At 61.9% G+C, this 19602-nt stretch carries 15 protein-coding genes and 1 riboswitch; of the genes, 6 read left to right on the top strand and 9 right to left on the bottom strand.

Features of this window, described 5'->3' with window-relative positions; all coding sequences use genetic code 11:
• Positions 1-97: 97 nt before the first annotated feature.
• The 3 genes from ACWTU9_RS30215 (at position 98) to ACWTU9_RS30205 (ending at position 5008) form a co-directional block, all read left to right on the top strand.
• Positions 98-1834, top strand: coding sequence for a relaxase/mobilization nuclease domain-containing protein (locus tag ACWTU9_RS30215; protein ID WP_455861511.1), 1737 nt, complete (start codon positions 98-100; stop codon positions 1832-1834).
• 449 nt (positions 1835-2283) lie between these two features.
• Entirely contained in the window at positions 2284-3630 is a 1347-nt protein-coding gene (locus ACWTU9_RS30210; protein WP_455861535.1) for a M16 family metallopeptidase, read from the top strand.
• A gap of 1 nt (position 3631) precedes the next feature.
• Positions 3632-5008 carry a M16 family metallopeptidase gene (locus tag ACWTU9_RS30205; protein ID WP_455861510.1) on the top strand — a complete coding sequence of 459 codons (1377 nt, stop codon included), beginning with the start codon at positions 3632-3634 and terminating at the stop codon, positions 5006-5008.
• Between the two features lie 610 nt (positions 5009-5618).
• Here the strand turns inward: ACWTU9_RS30205 and ACWTU9_RS30200 are convergent.
• Positions 5619-5834 (bottom strand): helix-turn-helix domain-containing protein, encoded by a 216-nt coding sequence (locus ACWTU9_RS30200; RefSeq protein WP_454582157.1) that lies wholly within the window; start codon positions 5832-5834, stop codon positions 5619-5621.
• Positions 5835-5943: 109 nt separating this feature from the next.
• Between ACWTU9_RS30200 and ACWTU9_RS30195 the strand changes: the two genes are divergently transcribed.
• A complete protein-coding gene (locus ACWTU9_RS30195) occupies positions 5944-6222 on the top strand; it encodes a DNA -binding domain-containing protein (RefSeq protein ID WP_455861509.1) in 279 nt (92 codons plus the stop codon).
• Positions 6223-7052: 830 nt separating this feature from the next.
• Here the strand turns inward: ACWTU9_RS30195 and ACWTU9_RS30190 are convergent.
• A complete protein-coding gene (locus ACWTU9_RS30190) occupies positions 7053-8393 on the bottom strand; it encodes a sigma-54-dependent transcriptional regulator (protein WP_455861508.1) in 1341 nt (446 codons plus the stop codon).
• 6 nt (positions 8394-8399) lie between these two features.
• Complete coding sequence (locus ACWTU9_RS30185; RefSeq protein WP_455861534.1) at positions 8400-10274, bottom strand: sensor histidine kinase; 1875 nt, start codon at positions 10272-10274, stop codon at positions 8400-8402.
• 221 nt (positions 10275-10495) lie between these two features.
• On the opposite strand from ACWTU9_RS30185, the gene ACWTU9_RS30180 reads away from it, so the two are divergent.
• Entirely contained in the window at positions 10496-11890 is a 1395-nt protein-coding gene (locus tag ACWTU9_RS30180) for a dicarboxylate/amino acid:cation symporter (protein ID WP_455861507.1), read from the top strand.
• Positions 11891-12120: 230 nt separating this feature from the next.
• Here the strand turns inward: ACWTU9_RS30180 and ACWTU9_RS30175 are convergent, their stop codons facing one another.
• Genes ACWTU9_RS30175 through thiC form a run of 6 tightly spaced genes read right to left on the bottom strand, consistent with a single transcriptional unit; the run spans position 12121 to position 17240 of the window.
• Positions 12121-12882, bottom strand: coding sequence for a hydroxymethylpyrimidine/phosphomethylpyrimidine kinase (locus ACWTU9_RS30175; RefSeq protein ID WP_455861533.1), 762 nt, complete (start codon positions 12880-12882; stop codon positions 12121-12123).
• Positions 12873-13478, bottom strand: coding sequence for a thiamine phosphate synthase (locus tag ACWTU9_RS30170; protein WP_455861506.1), 606 nt, complete (start codon positions 13476-13478; stop codon positions 12873-12875). The genes ACWTU9_RS30175 and ACWTU9_RS30170 overlap by 10 nt, the downstream gene beginning before the upstream one ends.
• Positions 13475-14248 carry a thiazole synthase gene (locus ACWTU9_RS30165; protein ID WP_455861505.1) on the bottom strand — a complete coding sequence of 258 codons (774 nt, stop codon included), beginning with the start codon at positions 14246-14248 and terminating at the stop codon, positions 13475-13477. Before ACWTU9_RS30165 ends, ACWTU9_RS30170 begins: the two co-directional genes overlap by 4 nt.
• A 4-nt stretch (positions 14249-14252) precedes the next feature.
• A complete protein-coding gene (gene thiS / locus ACWTU9_RS30160) occupies positions 14253-14450 on the bottom strand; it encodes a sulfur carrier protein ThiS (RefSeq protein ID WP_455861504.1) in 198 nt (65 codons plus the stop codon).
• Complete coding sequence (gene thiO / locus ACWTU9_RS30155) at positions 14419-15420, bottom strand: glycine oxidase ThiO (protein WP_455861503.1); 1002 nt, start codon at positions 15418-15420, stop codon at positions 14419-14421. Before thiO ends, thiS begins: the two co-directional genes overlap by 32 nt.
• Complete coding sequence (gene thiC, locus ACWTU9_RS30150; RefSeq protein ID WP_455861502.1) at positions 15417-17240, bottom strand: phosphomethylpyrimidine synthase ThiC; 1824 nt, start codon at positions 17238-17240, stop codon at positions 15417-15419. The genes thiO and thiC overlap by 4 nt, the downstream gene beginning before the upstream one ends.
• A 104-nt stretch (positions 17241-17344) precedes the next feature.
• A riboswitch (TPP riboswitch) is annotated at positions 17345-17461 on the bottom strand.
• A gap of 667 nt (positions 17462-18128) precedes the next feature.
• Between thiC and ACWTU9_RS30145 the strand changes: the two genes are divergently transcribed.
• The coding region (locus ACWTU9_RS30145) for a potassium transporter Kup (RefSeq protein WP_455861501.1) at positions 18129-19602 on the top strand (1474 nt) is incomplete at its 3' end.

Here is a 19602-nt window from a genome sequence, read left to right as displayed (position 1 = left end):
TCGAGCTTTCTGCACATCGCCACAAGTTTCCGCACATCGCCCGACTTGATTTTCTACAACGGTTTCAACGTGATTCGCACATCGCGAGTGAAACCGCGTGAGAGGTGATGACGATTTTCGCGTCCGGCCCGGCCGTATCCGCTCACGCCAGAGCCAACGGGCACGGCCGTTTATTGCCCAGGCGCTCGCCGCCGCGCAAAAAGCTGGCGGGAGGATCTCTCGCGACGGCACAATCACTGCCGGGCGCGGCTCGCATTTCGGACGAGGCAGGGTGGCGAGCCTTCGCGCCAATCGCTTCATCACCAGCCGCTCTCGATCTTGCACAGTCAAGGCGCTCGTGGTCCGTCACAAGAAACAGAATGGCCCCCTGGCGCGTCACCTGAATTACCTGCGTCGCGAAGGCGTCACCCGCGACGGCGAGAAGGCGCGCATGTTTGGTCTGGAAACCGACGATGCCGACGTCAAGGATTTCGCCGAGCGATGCGCGAATGACCGACACCATTTTCGCTTCATCGTCTCGCCCCAAGACGCGGTCGACATCGCCGACCTCAAGGCCTTCGCTCGCGACCTGATGGCGCAGGCTGAAAAGGACCTTGGCACCAAGCTGGATTGGCTTGCCGTCGATCATTGGAATACCGACAATCCCCACATTCACATCATTCTGCGCGGCAGGGCTGAGGACGGTCAGGATCTTGTCATCTCCCGTGACTACATCAAAAATGGGATGCGTAATCGTGCACAGGACCTGATCACTCAGGAGCTTGGCCTAAGGACCGATCGTGAAATTCGTCATGCTTTCCATCAACAAATTGAGGCTGAACGCTGGACGGTACTCGATCGCCAGCTTGTTCGTGAAATGGCAAGTCATGGCGTTGTCCACGTCGCGCCCATCGCGGACCGAAAGCCTGATGAGTATCTCGCGGTGAAGGTCGGCCGCTTGCGGAAATTGGAAAGCCTCGGCCTCGCCGCCCCGATCGGCGCGGGCCAGTGGACAATGGTCGCCGAGGCCGAAGCCACCCTGCGAGCGCTTGGCGAGCGAGGCGACATCATCAAGCGTATGCATCGCAGCTTGGCCGAACATGGGCTCGATAGATGTGCTGCCGACCAAGTCTTCGGGGGCGAGGCGGGCGAGGTGCCGATCATCGGCAGGCTCATCGAACGAGGCCTCCATGACGAGTTGCGCGCATCTGCTTACGCAATCGTCGACGGGACCGATGGCCGCACTCATTACATCCGCTTTCAAAATATCGATGCCACCGGAGACTCCGCACCAGGTTCCATCGTCGAGCTTCGGCGCTACGAAGATCGAAGAGGCAGCAGCCGCGTCGCGCTTGCTGTCCGTTCTGATCTTGCGATCGAAGAGCAGGTCCATGCTGACGGCGCGACTTGGCTCGACCGACAACTCGCGCATGGGCCAACCAATTTAGGCGAGGGCGGATTTGCACAGCAGGTTAAACAGGCGCTGGAGAACCGCACCCAGCACCTTGTCGAGCAAGGCTTCGCGCGGCGTGAGGCTGACCGTGTCATACTTGCGCGCAACCTGATTGCAGCGCTTCGCGCTCGCGAGGTTGATGCACTCGGTGAGCAATTGGCCGCCGGGACAGGTCTGCCCTTCACGAAGGCTACTGAGGGCGACCAAATTGCTGGTACCTACCGGCGGCGCTTCTCTCTTGCCTCAGGCCGCTTCGCGATGATCGATGACGGGCTCGGCTTCAAGCTCGTGCCCTGGTCACCTGCACTCGACAAACACCTCGGCAGTCACCTCGCTGGCGTCATGCGGGCCGGGGGTGGTGTGGATTGGGCTTTCGGCAGAAAACGAGGGCTAGGGCTGTGAGGGGGGCAACTAAGCCGCTCGCGAACGCGCCCTGCTGCACGAGCGGTATAGCGGCAGCCATCGACGCATTCTCCGAAGAGGCGGGTCATCGCTCTGACGCGAGGACACCGAACAATACTCACTGTCGGGTTGGTCGCGTCCGCGACACTGTGGTGTTCGGTCGATCCCCTTTTACATCAGAAAAACCCCGGTCTTGCGCTGTTGGCACGACGATTGAGTCTAACGCCTCGACCCGCGCGCGGCCGTATCAGTTTTGTTTGTTTTTTCCATCGCGATTAATGTCAGGAAGCAAGGAGACCAACATGTCGAAATCCGCATCAGAGAGATCATGCGCGCGCGAAGCCAGCGGTGGCTTTGGCGTCAACCGCCCGCGATCTCGATATTGCCCAGAGACGCCGATCTGGTTCAAACAGCTCACGAAGCCAGCTTCGACATCCGCGCTTGACACTCTGCGCGCCTTGCTCTTCACAGCCGCCCTGACGCTGGTCGGCCCCGCGCTCGCCGCCGACAAGCGGCCGGCCGAGTTCAAGGAAACGGCTTTTCTGCTCGACAATGGTATGGAAGTGGTCGTCATCCCAGACCATCGTGCGCCCGTCGTCACCCAGATGGTGTGGTACGAGATCGGCAGCGCCGACGAGCAGCCGGGCAAATCCGGCATCGCCCATTTCTTGGAGCATCTGATGTTCAAGGCGACGACCCATCACGCGGCCGGCGAGTTCATTGGCGCCGTCTCCGACATAGGCGGCTCCAACAACGCCTTCACCTCCTATGACTACACCGCCTTCTACGAGACCGTGGCGCCGTCGGCGCTCGAGCTGATGATGAGCTTCGAGGCCGATCGCATGCGCAACCTCATCCTCACCGATGACGTCATCAAGACCGAGCGCGGTGTGATCCTGGAGGAGCGCCGCGCGCGCATCGACAACAACCCGCAGGCCGTGCTCAACGAGGAGGTCGACGCCACGCTGCGGCAGAACCAGCCCTATCGCATTCCGGTCATCGGCTGGATGCAGGAGATGAAGCAGCTGAACCGCACCGACGCCGTCGCCTTCTACAACAAATACTACCAGCCCAATAACGCGGTGCTGATCGTGGCCGGCGATGTCGAGCCGGATACAGTCAAGGCGCTGGCCGAGAAGACCTACGGCAAGATCGCGCGCGGGCCGGATCTGCCGCCACGCGTCCGCCCGGTCGAGCCGGAGCAGAACACCAAACGCAACGTGACGCTCTCCGACGCCCGCGTCAGCGTGCCCAATTTCTCCACCCAATGGGTGGTGCCGTCCTACCGCACCGCCAAGCCGGGCGAGGCCGAAGCCCTCGACCTGCTGGCCGAGATCCTCGGCGGCGGCAACCGCAGCCGGCTCTATCAGGAGCTGGTGGTCAGGCAAGGCATCGCTTCCAACGCCGGCGCGAATTTCGAGGGCACCATGCTCGACGACACCAATTTCACCGTCTACGGCACGCCGCGCGGCGACGCCAAGCTCGCTGACGTCGAAGCTGCGGTCAATGCCGAGGTGTTGCGCATCGCCAGCGACGGCGTGACCCCGGATGAGCTCGAAAAAGCCAAGGACCGCTATGTCAGGTCGAGGATTCTTGGCCGCGACAACCAGATTTCGATGGCCTACATCTATGGTTCGACCTTATCCACCGGCGGCAATGTACAGGAAGTACAGCAATGGCCGGACCGCATCCGCAAGGTCACCGCCGACGAGATCAAGGCCGCTGCCGCGCGCTATCTGGTGCTGGATCGCTCGACCACCGGCTATCTGCTGCCGCAAGTCAAGGCGGAGAATTGATATGATGACCAGTGAATATCTCCGCAGTTTCTCGTCTCCCGCAAAAGCAGAGGGGAAGGGGTTGCGCGCGCTCGCCACACTCTTCCTCTCGATCGTCTTCCTGGTCCTGCCGGCGCTTGCCGCCCGCGCCACGGAAATCCAGTCCGTCACCTCGTCGAAGGGCGTCACGGCCTGGCTGGTCGAGGACTATTCCGTGCCGGTCGTCGCCATCCGTTTCGCTTTCGGCGGCGGTTCGACGCAGGACCCGGTGGGGAAGGAAGGCCTGGCCAATCTGATGACCGGCCTATTGGCTGAGGGCGCTGGCCCGCTCGATTCGGAAGCCTTCCAGATCAAGCTGGACGATGCCGGCATCGAGATGAGCTTCGGGCAGACCCGCGACAGCATCCACGGCTCCATGCGCATGCTGGCCGAACAGCGCGACGAAGCCTTCGACCTGTTGCGGCTGGCGGTCAATGAGCCGCGCTTCGACCAGGCGCCGATCGACCGCCTCCGCGCCCAGGTCCTGTCCGGCATCATCGCCAACGAGAACGACCCGGACACGGTGGCGCAGAACCGATGGGCGCGCGCCGTGTATGGCGACCACCCTTATTCGCGCTCCGATCAGGGCACCAGGCAGAGCATCGCCGCCATCACCCAGTCCGACCTCGAGGCCCTGCACAAGGCGGTGTTCGGGCGCGGCGGCCTGCATGTCGCCGTGGTCGGCGCCATCGACGCCGAGACGCTGAAGAAGAAGCTCGATATGGTGTTCGGCGATCTGCCGCCAAACCAGGCGCTTGCCCCTGTCGCCGATATCGAGCCCAGACTGGCGCAGCATATCGAGGTCAATTACGACCTGCCGCAGACGTCGCTGCAGCTCGCCTGGCCAGGCGTAAAGCGCAAGGCCGCCGATTTCTTCCCAGCGGTGCTGCTGAACGAGATTCTCGGCGGCCCCTTCACCTCGCGCCTGTGGCAGGAAGTGCGCGAAAAGCGCGGGCTGGCCTACAGCGTCAATTCCTCGCTGATCAACGAGGACCATGCCGACGCTCTGATCGTAACCACCGCCACACGCTCGGACCGCACCACAGAGACGCTTGGTATCGTGCGGGACGTGGTCAAGCGGCTGGCCGAGGATGGTCCAACCGAGGCCGAACTGGTGGCGACCAAGAAACATCTGGTCGGCGCCTATGCCATCAACAATCTGGGTTCATCGAGTTCCATCGCTGGGACCTTGGTCCAGCTGCAGCTTGATGATCTCGGCATCGACCACATGCAGCGCCGCACCGGCCTCATCAACGCGGTGACGCTCGATCAGGTCAAGGCGGCGGCAAAGAAGCTGTTGTCGACCGAGCCGACCGTGATTGTGGTCGGCCCTCCGCTGGCCGCGGCCGGAAAGGGATGAGCCCGACTTTTGGCATTGCCTTCCAGGGTGGCGGGGGCGGCTCACATCCATGTCATCGAGGTCTAGACGTGGACCGGCAAGGCTGGGCGCGCAGACGCCCAGCCTTGCCGTCCTTGACAAACTGCTCCTGCGGATCGCGCCCGCAAGCAACCGTGCAGTCGTTTCTTCTCGATAGCCATGCGATGATTCTCCTTTCCACCCTCATGGCCTCACGAACACAAGCCCGGTACCCAGCGCAGGTTTGGGGCATTTTACGCCGAAGCAGCCGAGTACCGCGGCGTAGCCCAATCGGTCGTGGACACCCGGGCCGGGCCAAAAGCACGCATGTTTCTTGACCAACGGCAGGTCTTTGCGAGGTCGGCTTGCGCTCCTGCAGCCGGGTGGCAGGCGCTCTTTAAAGCGAAAGTCGATGCGGAACGCAAGCTGACCCAGCCTGTTGATGACCCACGTAGCGCTGAGGCTGCCGGCATGTGCCGTTCCGGTCCTCAGGAACATCCCCTCGCTTCCCCGCCGCCCAAGCCAGCTAAGGTACAACAAAGCGCCGCAATGATACTGGGCCTCTTGCCTTGTTAGGCTGCAGAGCCGGTCGGATCCGCAGACACTCCCGGACTTACCGTTTTGCGATTCTGATGAGTTCGCACGGGTCCACCTCAAACGCATCTGCAATTCTACCAAGAACGCTGACGCTGGCCGAAACCCGAGCACGCTCGATCGAGCCGACATAACGCATGCTCAGCCCAGAACGGGCTGCCAGCTCTTCCTGCGTCAGATCCTGATCATGGCGCAAACGACGCAAATTGATGGCCAAGATCTCCTTGAGATCCATGACCGACTAGGAATCAGAAGAGGAACTGTCGTTCTAGGAATGATCGTTCCTATTCGCTATAATAGGGACCCGATCTGAAGGGTGCTTGTTGAAGGGGGACAGTTCTCCTGTGCTCAAACCGCTGCTCGATCCCGATGTTGCCGACGTCGCTCCAGATGCCCCCATCCTGACCGGCTACGATGAGGAACGACTGCTCACCTATATCCGCCTTCTCGATGCGGCGGCGGAGCACGCCGACTGGCGCGACGTGGCAAGGATCGTTCTGCATATCGATCCCACGAAGGAGCCGGAACGGGCATTCCGAGCATGGGAAACACATCTCGCGCGAGCCCGATGGATGACCACGAACGGCTATCGATATCTGCTGGCTGGCGGAGCACCGCACTGAAACCGACCGGACCGATTACTGGTTAGCGATTTGCTGACGTTCTGACTGCAGAAAAGCAGGCTCTCTCGCCATCGCTACGAGAAACATCGCACTTCGTCTGGTGAACCTCACAGCCTGCTCGACATCAACGCCATTGTTTTGCCGCTGAAGGAGAATTGGAACCCAGCCTCCCGATTTGGCGGGTCCCGGAATGACGCGCGGGCTGCTTACCGCCCGCACAATGCACTTCCTCCGCAATCGGAGGCGCTTCGATGATGGAGAGCGAACCCCGGATGCGAAGCAGCTTCGTCGCGCCGCTCAAAAGGCGCGTAGCGCCCCTGCCGAGGTCTACATCACGTCCCGTCGACTCTCATGATTTGGGAAATCTACTTTTTCCAGTGGGGATACCAAAAACCCGCGCCTACGAGGAGGCGCGGGCATGTTGCCTGGGAGCTTGTAGGGCTGCGGTACTCGAAATATCACCGCAGGATTGAACCATGCCGAACTACGGTAAATATACGCTTAACGCGCCGGCGGCCGCGGAAGGCCATTCGTGTCGCAGAAGGGGCATAGGACGGCCGCGCCTATCCAGCGCACCCAAAGGCCGATGTGGTCCCACAAGAGAATCCACAACTTGGTCATGAAGATATGATCGGGCCGCCCCCAGGCGCAGCAGAGAACAGGTCGCGCTTCGTCCTCTGCGGACGTTTCTTTAGGAGGACCGAAAACCCGAATCGTTCGAGTTCGATTCGACGACAGAAGAAGGAAAACTTTTTAGGCCTGTCTCTAGCACCTACGGCCTGCCGTTGGCGTGAGTCGAGCGCTCTCGCACCGATTTTGAAGATTGCCAACTACTTGGAAAAATCGCCCCGTACGATGCCGTGGCGCTGCAACTTGTCGTAAAAGGTCTTCCGCGGAATGCCCAACGCCTCGACCGTTCGCCTGACATCTCCGCCGTTGCGGCCGAGCGTCTCTCGGATGATGTCGGCCTCGTAGCGCTCCAGGCGCTCGGGCAGCGGGCGAGCCGCATCAGAGGGCAGCGCCTGCATTTCTTGTTCCAGCCCGAGCACGAAACGTTCGGCAAAATGCGCCAATTCGCGCACATTGCCCGGCCAGTCGTGCTCGTGCAGATAACGGTGCACTGACGCCGGTCCGGCAGGCACCGGGCGGCCGAAGCGGGCTGCGGCACGCTCTGCGAAGTAGCCGAACAGAAGAGCAATATCGTCGCGGCGCTCGCGTAGCGGTGGAATGGAGACGGTCACCACGTTGAGCCGGTAATAGAGATCCTCCCGGAAATTACCGCGCTGGCGCGGGTCGCCGAGATCGACCTTGGCAGCGGCGACCACGCGCAGATCCACCGGCCTTACGTCATTGGTACCGAGCGGCATGACCTCGCGCATTTCCAGCACACGCAACATCCGCACCTGTGTCGACGCCGGCATGCTTTCGATTTCGTCGAGGAACAGCGTGCCGCCGCTTGAATGCTCGACGCGACCGATCCGCTTCTTCTGTGCGCCGGTGAAAGCGCCTGCCTCATGGCCGAACAACTCGCTTTCGATCACCGTCTCCGGCAAGGTCCCGCAATTCAGCGCGACGAAATTGCCCTTGGCGCGGCGGCTCCAGCGATGCAGCAATCCGGCCACCACCTCCTTGCCGGAGCCGGTCTCCCCGGTCACCAGCACGTCGACGTCGGTGTCCGCGATTTGCCTTAGGGTGCGACGCAGTCTTTCCATCGCCGGGGTCTCGCCGATCAGCGGCAAGCTGTCCTGTGCCAACTCGCCCGCCTCGCGCAGGGCCCGGTTCTCCATGGTCAGGCGGCGTTTTTCAGCTGCCCGCCACACACTCTGTGTCAGTCCGTCAGCGGCGAACGGCTTGGTGATGAAGTCGTAGGCGCCGTCCTTGATCGCCTTGACTGCCATTGGGACGTCTCCGTGACCGGTGATGAGGATGACGGGGATGTCGGGATCGAGCCGCAGGATGCGGTCGAAAAGCTGCAATCCATCGATCTCGGGCATGCGGATGTCGGACACAACCACACCGGCAAAATCGGAATCGATGCCGGCCAGGGCCTTCGATGCCATCGAAAACGCCGACACCGCGAATCCGGCAAGCTCGAGCGTCTGGGCGGTGGCTTTCAGGAGGTCACGATCGTCATCGATCAGGATGACCGGTGCTGCGCTCTGGTGCGTCATGCTCGATTACGCTGCCTTCAAAAGATGAACGGTGAAGCATGTACCGCCGTCGCCACTCGCGACCTCGATGCGCCCGCCATAGTCGGCGACGATGTCTTTCGAGATCACCAAGCCGAGACCCAGGCCGGTTTCCTTCGACGTGTTGAAGGGCGTGAACAGCGAGTTCAGGATCGCCGGCGGGATGCCGGGCCCGTTGTCCAATACGCTGAGCGCCACGCCATCAGCCGTTTCCTCCACCGAAACCTCCACCCTAGCGTGGTCGCGGCCGTCAAGCGCTTCCAGCGCGTTCTGAAAGAGATTGATTAGCACCTGTTCGAGCCGGACCCGGCTTCCCATGACCTTGAACGGCGTGGGCGCGGGCTCGACGACAAGCGCGTCGAGCCGGCCGCCAAAACGGCTTCGCAGCAGCACTACTGCACTCTCAATGACGCCGCGCAATTCTACCGGGCCAGCGGCGGTGCGACCCTTGCGGGCGAAGGCCTTCAAGTTCTCGGTGATCGAGCCGATGCGTTCCGTCAGCGCGGCTATGGCGCCGAGGTTCTCCTCGGCCGGAGCGGTCTGCTTGCGCTCCAGGAAGGTGCGGGCATTGTCGGCATAGGCCCGGATGGTGGCAACCGGTTGGTTGATCTCATGCGCTACGCCGGCCGCGACCTGGCCAAGGATGGCCAGTCGATTTGCCTGGACCAGTTCCTGCTGCACCACCTGGAGTTTCGCTTCCGTACCGCGGTGACCGACGATCTCTGACTGTAGCCGATCGCGGGCGCGGCTTAGATCCCGGGTCCGTTCGGCGACACGGCGTTCCAGCTCGGAGCGCGCCGCCTGTTCGGTCGCGATCCGCATTTGCGCTGATTGCCGGCGCCAGAGCAGATATGCTGCCAGGCCGAGGAGCGGAAGCACGATCCCAAGCGCCAGGAGCTGCATGCCGCGGACAGCGGCAGCGAGCGGCACTTCCGCAGGGACGAGATAGTCGAGCCGCCAGGGCGTGGTGGGGACCGGCCTTGAGAGGCGCAGATATTCCGCGTCGTTGCTGCCTGGCGTGACGACATGGACAATCGATACGTCCTGGCTCAATGCCTGGGGGCGCGTGATCGGCAAGGGCATAAGCGGCGCATCTCCGACCTGCTCGCTGTCGCGGATCGCGGCAAGGTTGGGCCCGGCAAGGGCTGTTGTCGTCATGAAGCGCCAGGATGGAATGCTGGTGACCAGCACGACACCATGTTCGTCGCTGACATAGGTCGGCCGATTCGCCTCGCGCCAGTTCTGCTCGAGCTGGTCGAATTCCATCTTGACGACGACGACGCCGAGAGGTGCCGTGGCGCTGCCGACACGCCGCGAAATGTAAAGACCGGGATGCTTGCTCACATTGCCGAGCGCGAAATATTCGGCTGTTCCGGTTTGCATCGCCCTGGAGAAGTAGGTGCGAAAGCCGTAGTCGCCGCCCACAAAGCTGTTCGGCTCGCGCCAGTTGCTAGACGCGGCCGCTATGCCATCGGTGCCAGCAACGTAGAGCACCGATGCCTTGGTGCCGGAGACAAGGTTTTCAAGCTTGCGGTTCAGTACATCGATCGCGACGGCATCGCGCCGCGCCAGAGCATCGTGCACTTGCTGGTCCTCCGACAGCAGCAGCGGCAGTGCGCGTGGATTTTCCAAAACAGCGCTAAGCAGCGCCACTTTCAGGTTGGCATCTGTGCGCGCCTGTGCCGCCAGCGCCTTGAGCTCGATGTCACGAGCGTAGAGGCCGGAGCCATGGAGCGCCGCGGCAATGATCGCGAGCCCTATCGCAGCGAACCCAACCCAGGCTCGGACCGCACGCCTGCCGAGTTGCTCGGGCGTCGAAGACAGGTCGGAGGTGCGGCGCTGCGGCATCACCCATTTGTGCATATTTTCGCACAACGGACAATCGAATTTGTGCGGGAAGCCGCGCTTTTTGCCCAGAGGCAAGCGGCGTGAATTGATGATTAGGCGTGAGAGATCAAGGATTTACCGACGCCAGGCTTCATCTGGCACACCAGTTGCGAACTCAGATTCAGCAGCCGCGAGGCTGTTGAAGCTCAACGTGCCGGGAGGTCGGGTCTCCCGATCGGCGCGCAACGGAGGATATCATGCAGACAAAGATCGCTGCCGCCGAGCCGCGCGGCAAGGTTCCCTTCTATAGGCATCTCTACGTGCAGGTCCTGGTGGCAATCGCCGCCGGCGTGCTGCTTGGACATCTCTATCCGGAGACAGGTGCCGCGATGAAGCCGTTCGGCGACGCCTTCATCAAACTGGTGAAGATGATCATTGCGCCGGTGATCTTCCTGACGGTCGCGACCGGCATTGCCGGCGTATCCGACCTGCAGAAAGTCGGCCGTGTCGCCGGTAAAGCGATGATCTATTTCCTGGTGTTCTCGACGCTGGCGCTGGTTATCGGCCTCATCGTCTCGAATGTTGTCCAGCCCGGCGCCGGCATGCACATCAATCCGGCCACGCTCGACGCATCGAAGGTAATGACCTTTACCGAAAAGGCGCATGACACCACCATCGTCGGCTTCCTGATGAACATCATCCCCGATACGATCACCGGCGCCTTCGTGCAGGGCGATGTATTGCAGGTACTGTTCTTTTCTGTGCTGTTCGGCATTGCGATGGGACTGGTCGGCGACCGCGGCCGTGCCGTCGTCGATTTTCTGCAGGCGCTGACCGCACCGATTTTCCGCCTTGTCGCCATATTGATGAAGGCAGCCCCCATCGGCGCCTTCGGCGCCATGGCCTTCACCATTGGCAAATACGGTATAGGCTCGATGGCCAATCTCGCCATGCTGATCGGCACGTTCTACGCGACCTCGCTGCTGTTCGTGCTGATGGTGCTCGGCGCGGTCGCCCGCTACAACGGCTTCTCGATCGTGGCGCTGATCCGCTACATCAAGGAAGAGTTGCTGCTGGTTCTCGGCACCTCCTCGTCAGAGGCGGCGCTCCCCGGCCTGATGGTCAAGATGGAACGCGCCGGCTGCAAGCGCTCGGTCGTCGGCCTGGTCATCCCGACCGGCTATTCCTTCAACCTCGACGGCACCAACATCTACATGACGCTGGCGGCATTGTTCATCGCACAGGCGACCGACACGCCCCTCACTCTCGGCGACCAGGTCCTTTTGCTTCTCGTCGCCATGCTCAGCTCCAAGGGTGCCGCCGGCATCACCGGCGCTGGCTTCATCACGCTGGCTGCGACGCTGTCGGTCGTGCCCGCCGTGCCGGTTGCCGGCATGGCGCTGATTCTCGGCGTCGACCGCTTCATGTCGGAGTGCCGGGCGCTGACCAACCTCGTCGGCAATGCGGTCGCGACCATTGTCGTGGCGCGCTGGGAAAAGGAGCTCGATCAGGCGAAGCTCGCCGCCGCTATGGCCGGTGAATTGCCAGACGAGACAGACCTGTCACTGCCGCAAGTCGAGGATGTCTCCACCTCACCCAACAATCGACCACGGTTCTGGGGCAACGAGATGTATGAAAGCAAACCTCATTGAGACGATTTCCGCCCGGGCCGGCTTTGCTGCCGGGCGGCCTTGTCGGCCACTCGCACCATCGAAAACCGGGCGGAACCAACTGCTGGTCGTCATCCCTGGCAATCTTTGCGCCTTGTCACCCGAGGAGGGCACCTGTGGCGTCGAATGACGCTAAGTTTACCAATCCGGCTCGGCCGGCGCTGAGAGCCAAGCGACAATCTCTTCGATGGGAGCACGGATGGCTAGGCCGATCATCCGGCAGAATTCTCTTTAAGCCTCTTGAGCACAAATCGCTTGCTTTCAAGCACGCTCTCTTCAAGCGAGCTCGCATTCGCCAGATGCGCGGCGACCGCGCTGGCCAGCATGCAGCCCGTTCCGCGCATCGATCCAGCAAGACGGGGCGTGTCGAAGCGAATGGGTTCCTGATTGGAACTCAACAGAATGTCTGTTGATCGCGGTCCCGTCGCGTGGCCACCCTTGAGCAAGAGAGCCTGCGGCCCGGCCGTAAGCAGTCTTTTTCCCTGCCGCAGCGCCTCATCATCGTCCGCTGCCGTTTCCGAACCGACAAGGACCGCCAGCTCGATGAGATTTGGCGTGACGAGCCGGCAGAGCGGCATGAGATCACGTTTCATGGCGCCGATCGCGCCTACCTCCAAAAGCGGCCTGCCTGACGAGGAGGCCAGCACCGGGTCAAGTACTGCCGGTATCCCCGGATTTTCGCGCAGCACTCCGGCAACAGCGACAATGATCTCAGCCGTTGAGAGCATCCCGATCTTGATGGCCGACACCTTGTTGGCCCGCAGTGCGGCGCGCATCTGATCGGCGACTAGGCCGGGTTGCAGATGATGGATTGTAATCACGGCATCATGTGTCTGCACCGTCACCGCGGTAACGGCAAGGCAGGTGCGCACGTCGACGGCAGAGATCGTCTCGATATCGCGTGCAACGCCGGCACCCCCGCTGGAGTCGGATCCCCCGACGACAAGCACGTGCGGCTCTTGCCTTAGCGCCACCGGTTTGTCTTCTCGATCCATTGTTGCGTGCGCGCTTCGGGATCGGCATTCAGCGTAATGTCGGTGACCACTGCCGCGCAGTCTGCGCCAGCCTCGAAGACACCGTCGAGCCGGTCAGGGTTGAGGCCGCCGATGGCAACCAACGGAACCGGTGCAACTTGTTGCTTCCACGCGCTGATCCGTTCGAGCCCTTGCGGCGCCCATCTCATCTTCTTGAGGCTAGTCGGATAAATGGGTCCCAGCGCCACATAATCCGGCTCGGCCGCCAGCGCCGTTTCCAGTTCGGTGTGATCGTGGGTCGAAAGCCCGAGCTTCAATCCGGCGTATTTAATCGCCAGCAGATCGGCCGCAGCCAAATCCTCTTGACCGAGATGGACGAAGCCGCAGCCTTCCTTGATGGCCAGCCGCCAATAGTCGTTGATGATCAGTTGGCAACCATGGACCGTGCAGACGTCGTTAGCGCGGCGGATTTCCGTCCGCAGCGTGGCCTCATCCCTGTCCTTGATGCGCAACTGCACCAGCTTCACGCCAAGCGGGACTAGCCGTTCAATCCAGGCAGCGCTGTCGACGATCAGGTAGAAGGGGTCGCGCTTCATGAAAAAACCGCCCTGCCAAATGTCGGTGTCGACGGCATGGCGACATCGCGCGGTTCGAGCATTCCCGAGCAGAAAGCCTCACGGCCGGCATCGACCGCTTTGCCGAACGCACCCGCCATACCGACCGGATCGGCTGCCTTGGCAACCGCGGTGTTCAAGAGCACGGCGTCAAAGCCAAGTTCCATGACGGTTGCCGCGTGCGACGGCCGTCCGAGCCCCGCATCGACGATCAGCGGAATGCCGGGGAAATGTCCGCGCATCGAGCGCAGCGCCAGGGTGTTGACCGGGCCGAGCGCGGAACCGATCGGCGCGCACCATGGCATCAGGACCTTGCAGCCCGCGTCCAGCAGCCGTTCGGCAACGACGAGGTCGTCGGTGGTGTAAGGGAAGACCGCAAAACCGTCTTCGCACAGGATGCGGGCCGCTTCGACCAGGCCGAACACGTCGGGCTGCAGCGTATCGTGGTTGCCGATCACTTCGAGCTTGATCCAGGACGTGCCGAAGACTTCGCGCGCCATTTTCGCGGTCGTGACGGCTTCCTTGGCGGAATGGCAGCCGGCGGTGTTGGGCAGGACCTGGACGCCGAGCGACCGGATCAACGACCAGAACTTCTCGCCAGCCTTGCCGCCTGCCATTTCACGGCGGAGCGAGACGGTCACCACTGACGTGCCCGATGCCCTGACAGCATCGGCGAGGATGGCCGGTGAAGGATATTGGGCGGTGCCGAGAAGCAGGCGTGAGCCAAGCGCCGTTCCAAAGAGATCGAACATGGCGCTAGCCTCCCTGCATGGGCGACAGGATATCGATCCGATCGCCGTCGCTCAACAGGAATTCTACCCGGTCGGCTTTGTGCACGAGGTCGCTGTTGACGGCCGTTGCCAGCCAGTCGCCCTCATAGCCGAGCGCGGCAAGCAGCGCCGCCAGTGTCGCGGCATCACTCTCAAGCGCTTCGCCGTTTACGATAAGTTGCATGAGCAAGTTCCTCGGATTGGGCATGATCGAAGACTAATCCGGTCGCCAGCCGCGCCATGGCGGGCGCAAGAAGGAAACCATGGCGGTAGAGCCCGTTGATCGCGACGCCATTTCCACATGCTTCGACACGCGGCAGATTGTCGAAAAAGGCTGGACGAACTCCGACGCCGGTCTCGACGATACCGGCCTCGCCGAAGGCCGGGTGGAGCGCGCAGACCGCGCTCAGAAGTTCCATCATCGAACGGACCGTGATCGGACCGCTGTCATCGCTCTCGATCATCGTCGCGCCGACCATGAAACGGTGATCGGGGCGCGGCACCACATAGAGCGGAAAGCGCGGATGCAGCAGCCGGACTGGGCGCGACAGCGAGACATCGGGTGTGCGCAGGATCAGCATTTCACCGCGAACGCCGCGCAGCCTCTCATCGCCCGCCGCCATTCCCATGCAGTCGATCTCGCGGTCGAATCCGGAAAGCTGCCGAGCGTCCGTGGCAAAGCGGAACTCGACGCCCATCGCGACGAGCTTTTCGTGAAGCGCTGCCATCGCAGTGCGCGGCTCGAGATGCGCCTCGCCGGCGAAGAACAGGGCGCGGCGAAAACGGCCGGCGAGGTCGGGCTCCAGCCGCGCGATTTCCTCCTCATCGATCCAGCGATGGCTCGAGGTGCGGCTTGCGAAGCGGTCAAGCTCGCCCGCATCCCGCGACGTTGCAACAACCAGCGTTCCGGCCCGCGTCACCTGACCTGGCAGCACGGCATCCCACCATTCGGCGGCGCCGCGTCCGAGGTCCAGCACGGGCTGCTCCGCGCTTTCGCGCTCGCACCAGGGCGCCAGCATGCCGCCGGCAAACCACGATGCGCTGCCGCCGAGACCACACCCGATTTCAGCGACGGTGACCGCCGCGCCGCGAGTGGTGAGCTCGAATGCCGCGGTGAGGCCGGCGACGCCGGCCCCCTTGACCAACACCCTCATAACGGCTCCGGCACCTTGGGCGTGGTGTCACTCACCGGCATATAGAGATCGCCGCCCGCGCGGTATTTTTCCGCCATCGCCGCCATTCCCTCCTTCTGCGCTTCGGCGCGGATGTCATGGGAGATGCGCATCGAGCAGAATTTCGGCCCGCACATGGAGCAGAAATGCGCTAGCTTGTGCGCCTCCTTCGGCAAGGTCTCGTCGTGGAACGAGCGCGCCGTTTCCGGGTCGAGCGAGAGGTTGAACTGGTCTTCCCAGCGGAACTCGAAGCGCGCGCGGGAAAGGGCGTCATCCCTGATTTTCGCCGCTGGATGGCCTTTCGCCAGGTCGGCCGCGTGCGCCGCTATTTTGTAGGTGATGACGCCGGTCTTGACGTCGTTGCGGTCAGGCAGACCGAGATGTTCCTTCGGCGTGACGTAGCAGAGCATGGCGGTGCCGAACCAACCGATCATCGCGGCGCCGATGCCTGAGGTGATGTGGTCGTAGCCCGGCGCGATGTCGGTCGTCAGCGGTCCAAGCGTATAGAATGGCGCCTCGCCGCAGATGGCGAGCTGCTTGTCCATGTTCTGCTTGATCTTGTGCATCGGAACATGTCCGGGTCCCTCGATCATCACTTGGCAGTCCTTGGCCCAGGCGATCTTCGTCAGTTCGCCGAGCGTTTCCAGCTCTGCGAATTGCGCCGCGTCATTGGCGTCGGCGATCGAGCCCGGACGAAGGCCATCGCCGAGCGAGAAGGACACGTCGTAGGCTCTGGCGATGTCGCAGATTTCTTCGAAATGCTCGTAGAGGAAGCTTTCGCGGTGATGGTGCAGGCACCATTTCGCCATGATCGAGCCGCCTCTGCTGACAATGCCGGTAACCCGCTCGACGGTCAGCGGGATGTAATGCAGACGGACGCCGGCATGGATGGTGAAATAGTCGACGCCCTGCTCGGCCTGTTCGATCAGCGTATCGCGATACACCTCCCAGCTCAGATCCTCGGCGATGCCGCCGACCTTCTCCAGGGCCTGATAGAGCGGCACCGTGCCGATCGGGACTGGTGAATTGCGCACGATCCAGTCGCGGATGTTGTGGATGTTGCGGCCGGTCGACAGATCCATCACCGTGTCGGCGCCCCAGCGGATCGCCCAGACCATCTTTTCCACTTCCTCCGCCATCGACGAGGTGACCGCCGAATTGCCGATATTGGCGTTGATCTTCACCAGGAAATTGCGGCCGATGATCATCGGCTCGCTCTCGGGATGATTGATATTGGCAGGAATGATTGCGCGCCCGCGCGCTACTTCGTCGCGCACGAATTCCGGCGTGACGAAGTCTGGGATCGCGGCGCCGAAGGCCTCTCCGTCGCGTTGCAGCTTGCCATGCAGGATCTCGCGACCAAGATTCTCGCGAATGGCAACGAATTCCATTTCGGGTGTGATGATGCCGGCGCGGGCATAGGCGAGCTGGGTCACAGCCTTGCCCTGCTTGGCCTTTAGTGCCCGATTGCGGATGGGAAATTCCGGCGTCAGGCGCTCGCCTGTCGCAAACCCGTTGTCTTCCGGTTGCACATGACGGCCGTCATAGGTCTCGAGATCGCCGCGCGCCATAATCCATCCGTGGCGAAGCCGGGCAAGTCCTTTTTCTATGTTCGTTTCAATCGCCGGGTCGGTGTACGGACCTGACGGATCGTAGACCGTCACCGGGGGCTCCCCGGCAGTCGGGTGCACGCTTATCTCGCGCATCGGCACCCGGATTTGCGGATGGATAATGCCGGTCTTGTGGATTTTCCGTGAGGCGGGCAACGGCCCCGTCGACACGGTGGGGGTCAAGGCATTCATTTGAGGCTCCTTTGCTCATCTGCATTGGAGACCCAGTTCTGTGCCGGAAGGATGAAAAGTCGCCTTGGTCTACCTGTGCGAACAGGTCTTCGGGCATGGATTCCCGCAAAGCGCTTGCACCGTCCCTACGCCAGTATGAACTGGATCAGGTTCAACGGGTCACTGCGCCGCGAAAGCTAGCAGTATCTCAGCCCCTTGCCGGGACTCCCCTGGTGAATGCCTTGATTGGACCGGCCCGGCGCCCTTTTGTCAAGCGCATTGGCCCCGCGCCGGAAGGTCAAATTCGGACGGAAGGCCACTGAATGCAGGAAGGGAACGGTTCGTCCGCGCTCGATTTTGTCGCCGCGAGGCGATGAAGATCTGGACGCCCAATTCTATCACAAGCCTTCCGAAATGCTACATCTGAAACCATCAAAATATTGACTTTCAAAGTTCCCCAGTCGATTTAATGGACCAAGATCACGTGGGAAGTGCGTCGTTTATGCAGGTCAGAATATTGTACAATAGTCCAAATATGTCCAGCTTTTCAGATGAAATATTGTCTTCCAGGTCCATTGGATAAACAATAGAACTTGCCAATATTGCTCGGCGATGCGACGAGCGACCGGACGGCGCGCCAATCAAGTTCAACTGGCAGCCCTTATGGCAAGTACCAGACGCCTCGGCCGATAGCGGCAGCGCGGCGGGCCCTCTCCTCCCCTCGTCGCGCCGCCCTGTCGGCCGAGGCACCCATCGCAAGGCGGCGCGCGTCTGAAATCCAGGATTGCCTTTGCTGCAGAATAGAGCACCTGTGGGAGCATACGAATGGTCGTCTTGGATTCTGCCAACAATTGTGACGGTGAGGAACTAGCGGAACATCCCGGCTCGGCTCAAAGTACTGAGTTGTTGATGCTGAGTGCGCTCGGTGTGGTCTACGGCGATATCGGCACCAGCCCGATCTATGCGCTCCGCGAAGCGCTGCATGCCTCGTCTGGCGGCAACGTCGCTGACCGCACGGATATTCTTGGCGTGCTGTCGCTTATCATCTGGTCGCTGACGATTACGGTCACGATCAAATACATCATGTTCGTGCTGCGCGCCGACAACCGCGGCGAGGGCGGGGTGCTATCGCTGATGGCGCTGGCGCGCGGCAGTTTTCCGAAGCGGTCGGCGGTGATTCTCGGTATCGGCATCGTCGGAGCGTCGCTGTTCTTTGGCGACGCCGTTATCACACCGGCGATTTCGGTGCTGTCGGCGGTCGAAGGCATGAATGTCGTCACGCCCGCCTTCCAGCCTTATGTCGTGCCGTTGACGCTGGTCATCCTCGCCGCGGTGTTCGCGGTGCAGCGCTTTGGCACCGGCGGAGTCGGACTGGTCTTCGGCCCGATCACCGCGGTATGGTTCCTGGCCATCGGCCTTTCCGGCCTCAATCATATTGCCACCGATCCGGAAATCCTGTGGGCAATCAGTCCACACTATATCGTCGCTTTCCTGATCAATTCGCCGGACGTTGCCTTCGTGACGGTCGGCGCCGTCTTCCTCGCCGTCACCGGCGCCGAGGCGCTTTATGCCGATCTCGGCCATTTCGGCCGTAAACCGATCGTGCTTGCCTGGCTGGCAATCGTGTTTCCCTGCCTGTTGCTCAACTACGCCGGACAGGGTGCCTTCATCCTGGCGAATGGCGGCGTCGTCGGCCATCCGTTCTTCGAGATGAACGGGGGCTGGACGCTGATCCCGATGGTCGTGCTGGCGACCGCGGCGACGGTGATCGCCAGCCAGGCGGTGATTTCCGGCGCCTTCTCGCTGACTAGGCAAGCGGTGCAGCTCAACATGCTGCCGAGGCTCGAAATCCTGCATACGTCGGAAAAACAGTCCGGCCAGATCTACATGCCGCGCGTCAACCTTCTGCTGGCGCTGGTGGTGATGCTGCTGGTGGTTGGCTTCGGCGAGTCCAGCAAGCTAGCCTCGGCCTATGGCATCTCGGTGACCGGCAACATGCTGGTGACCACGGTGCTGCTGTTCGTCATCATGACGCGCATCTGGAAATGGCGGCTGTGGGTGGCTGTCGCGATGACGGCGCTTTTCGCCTTCATCGACATCGGTTTCTTCGCCTCCAACATCGTCAAGGTGTTCGAAGGCGGTTGGGCCTCACTGGCGGTGGCCTTCACCATCGTGCTCGGCATGTGGACCTGGGTGCGCGGCAGCCGCTACCTTTTCGACAAGACCCGCCGCAACGAGATCCCGCTCGATTTCCTCGCCGGCAATCTCTTGAAGAAGAAGCCGCAACTGGTCGCCGGCACCGCTGTGTTCCTGACCAGCGATCCGCAAAGCGCGCCGACGGCGCTGATGCACAGCCTGAAGCATTACAAGGTGCTGCACGAGC

The sequence above is a fragment of the Mesorhizobium sp. 128a genome (assembly GCF_053848025.1).
This window is presented reverse-complemented; position numbering and strand designations above follow the sequence as displayed.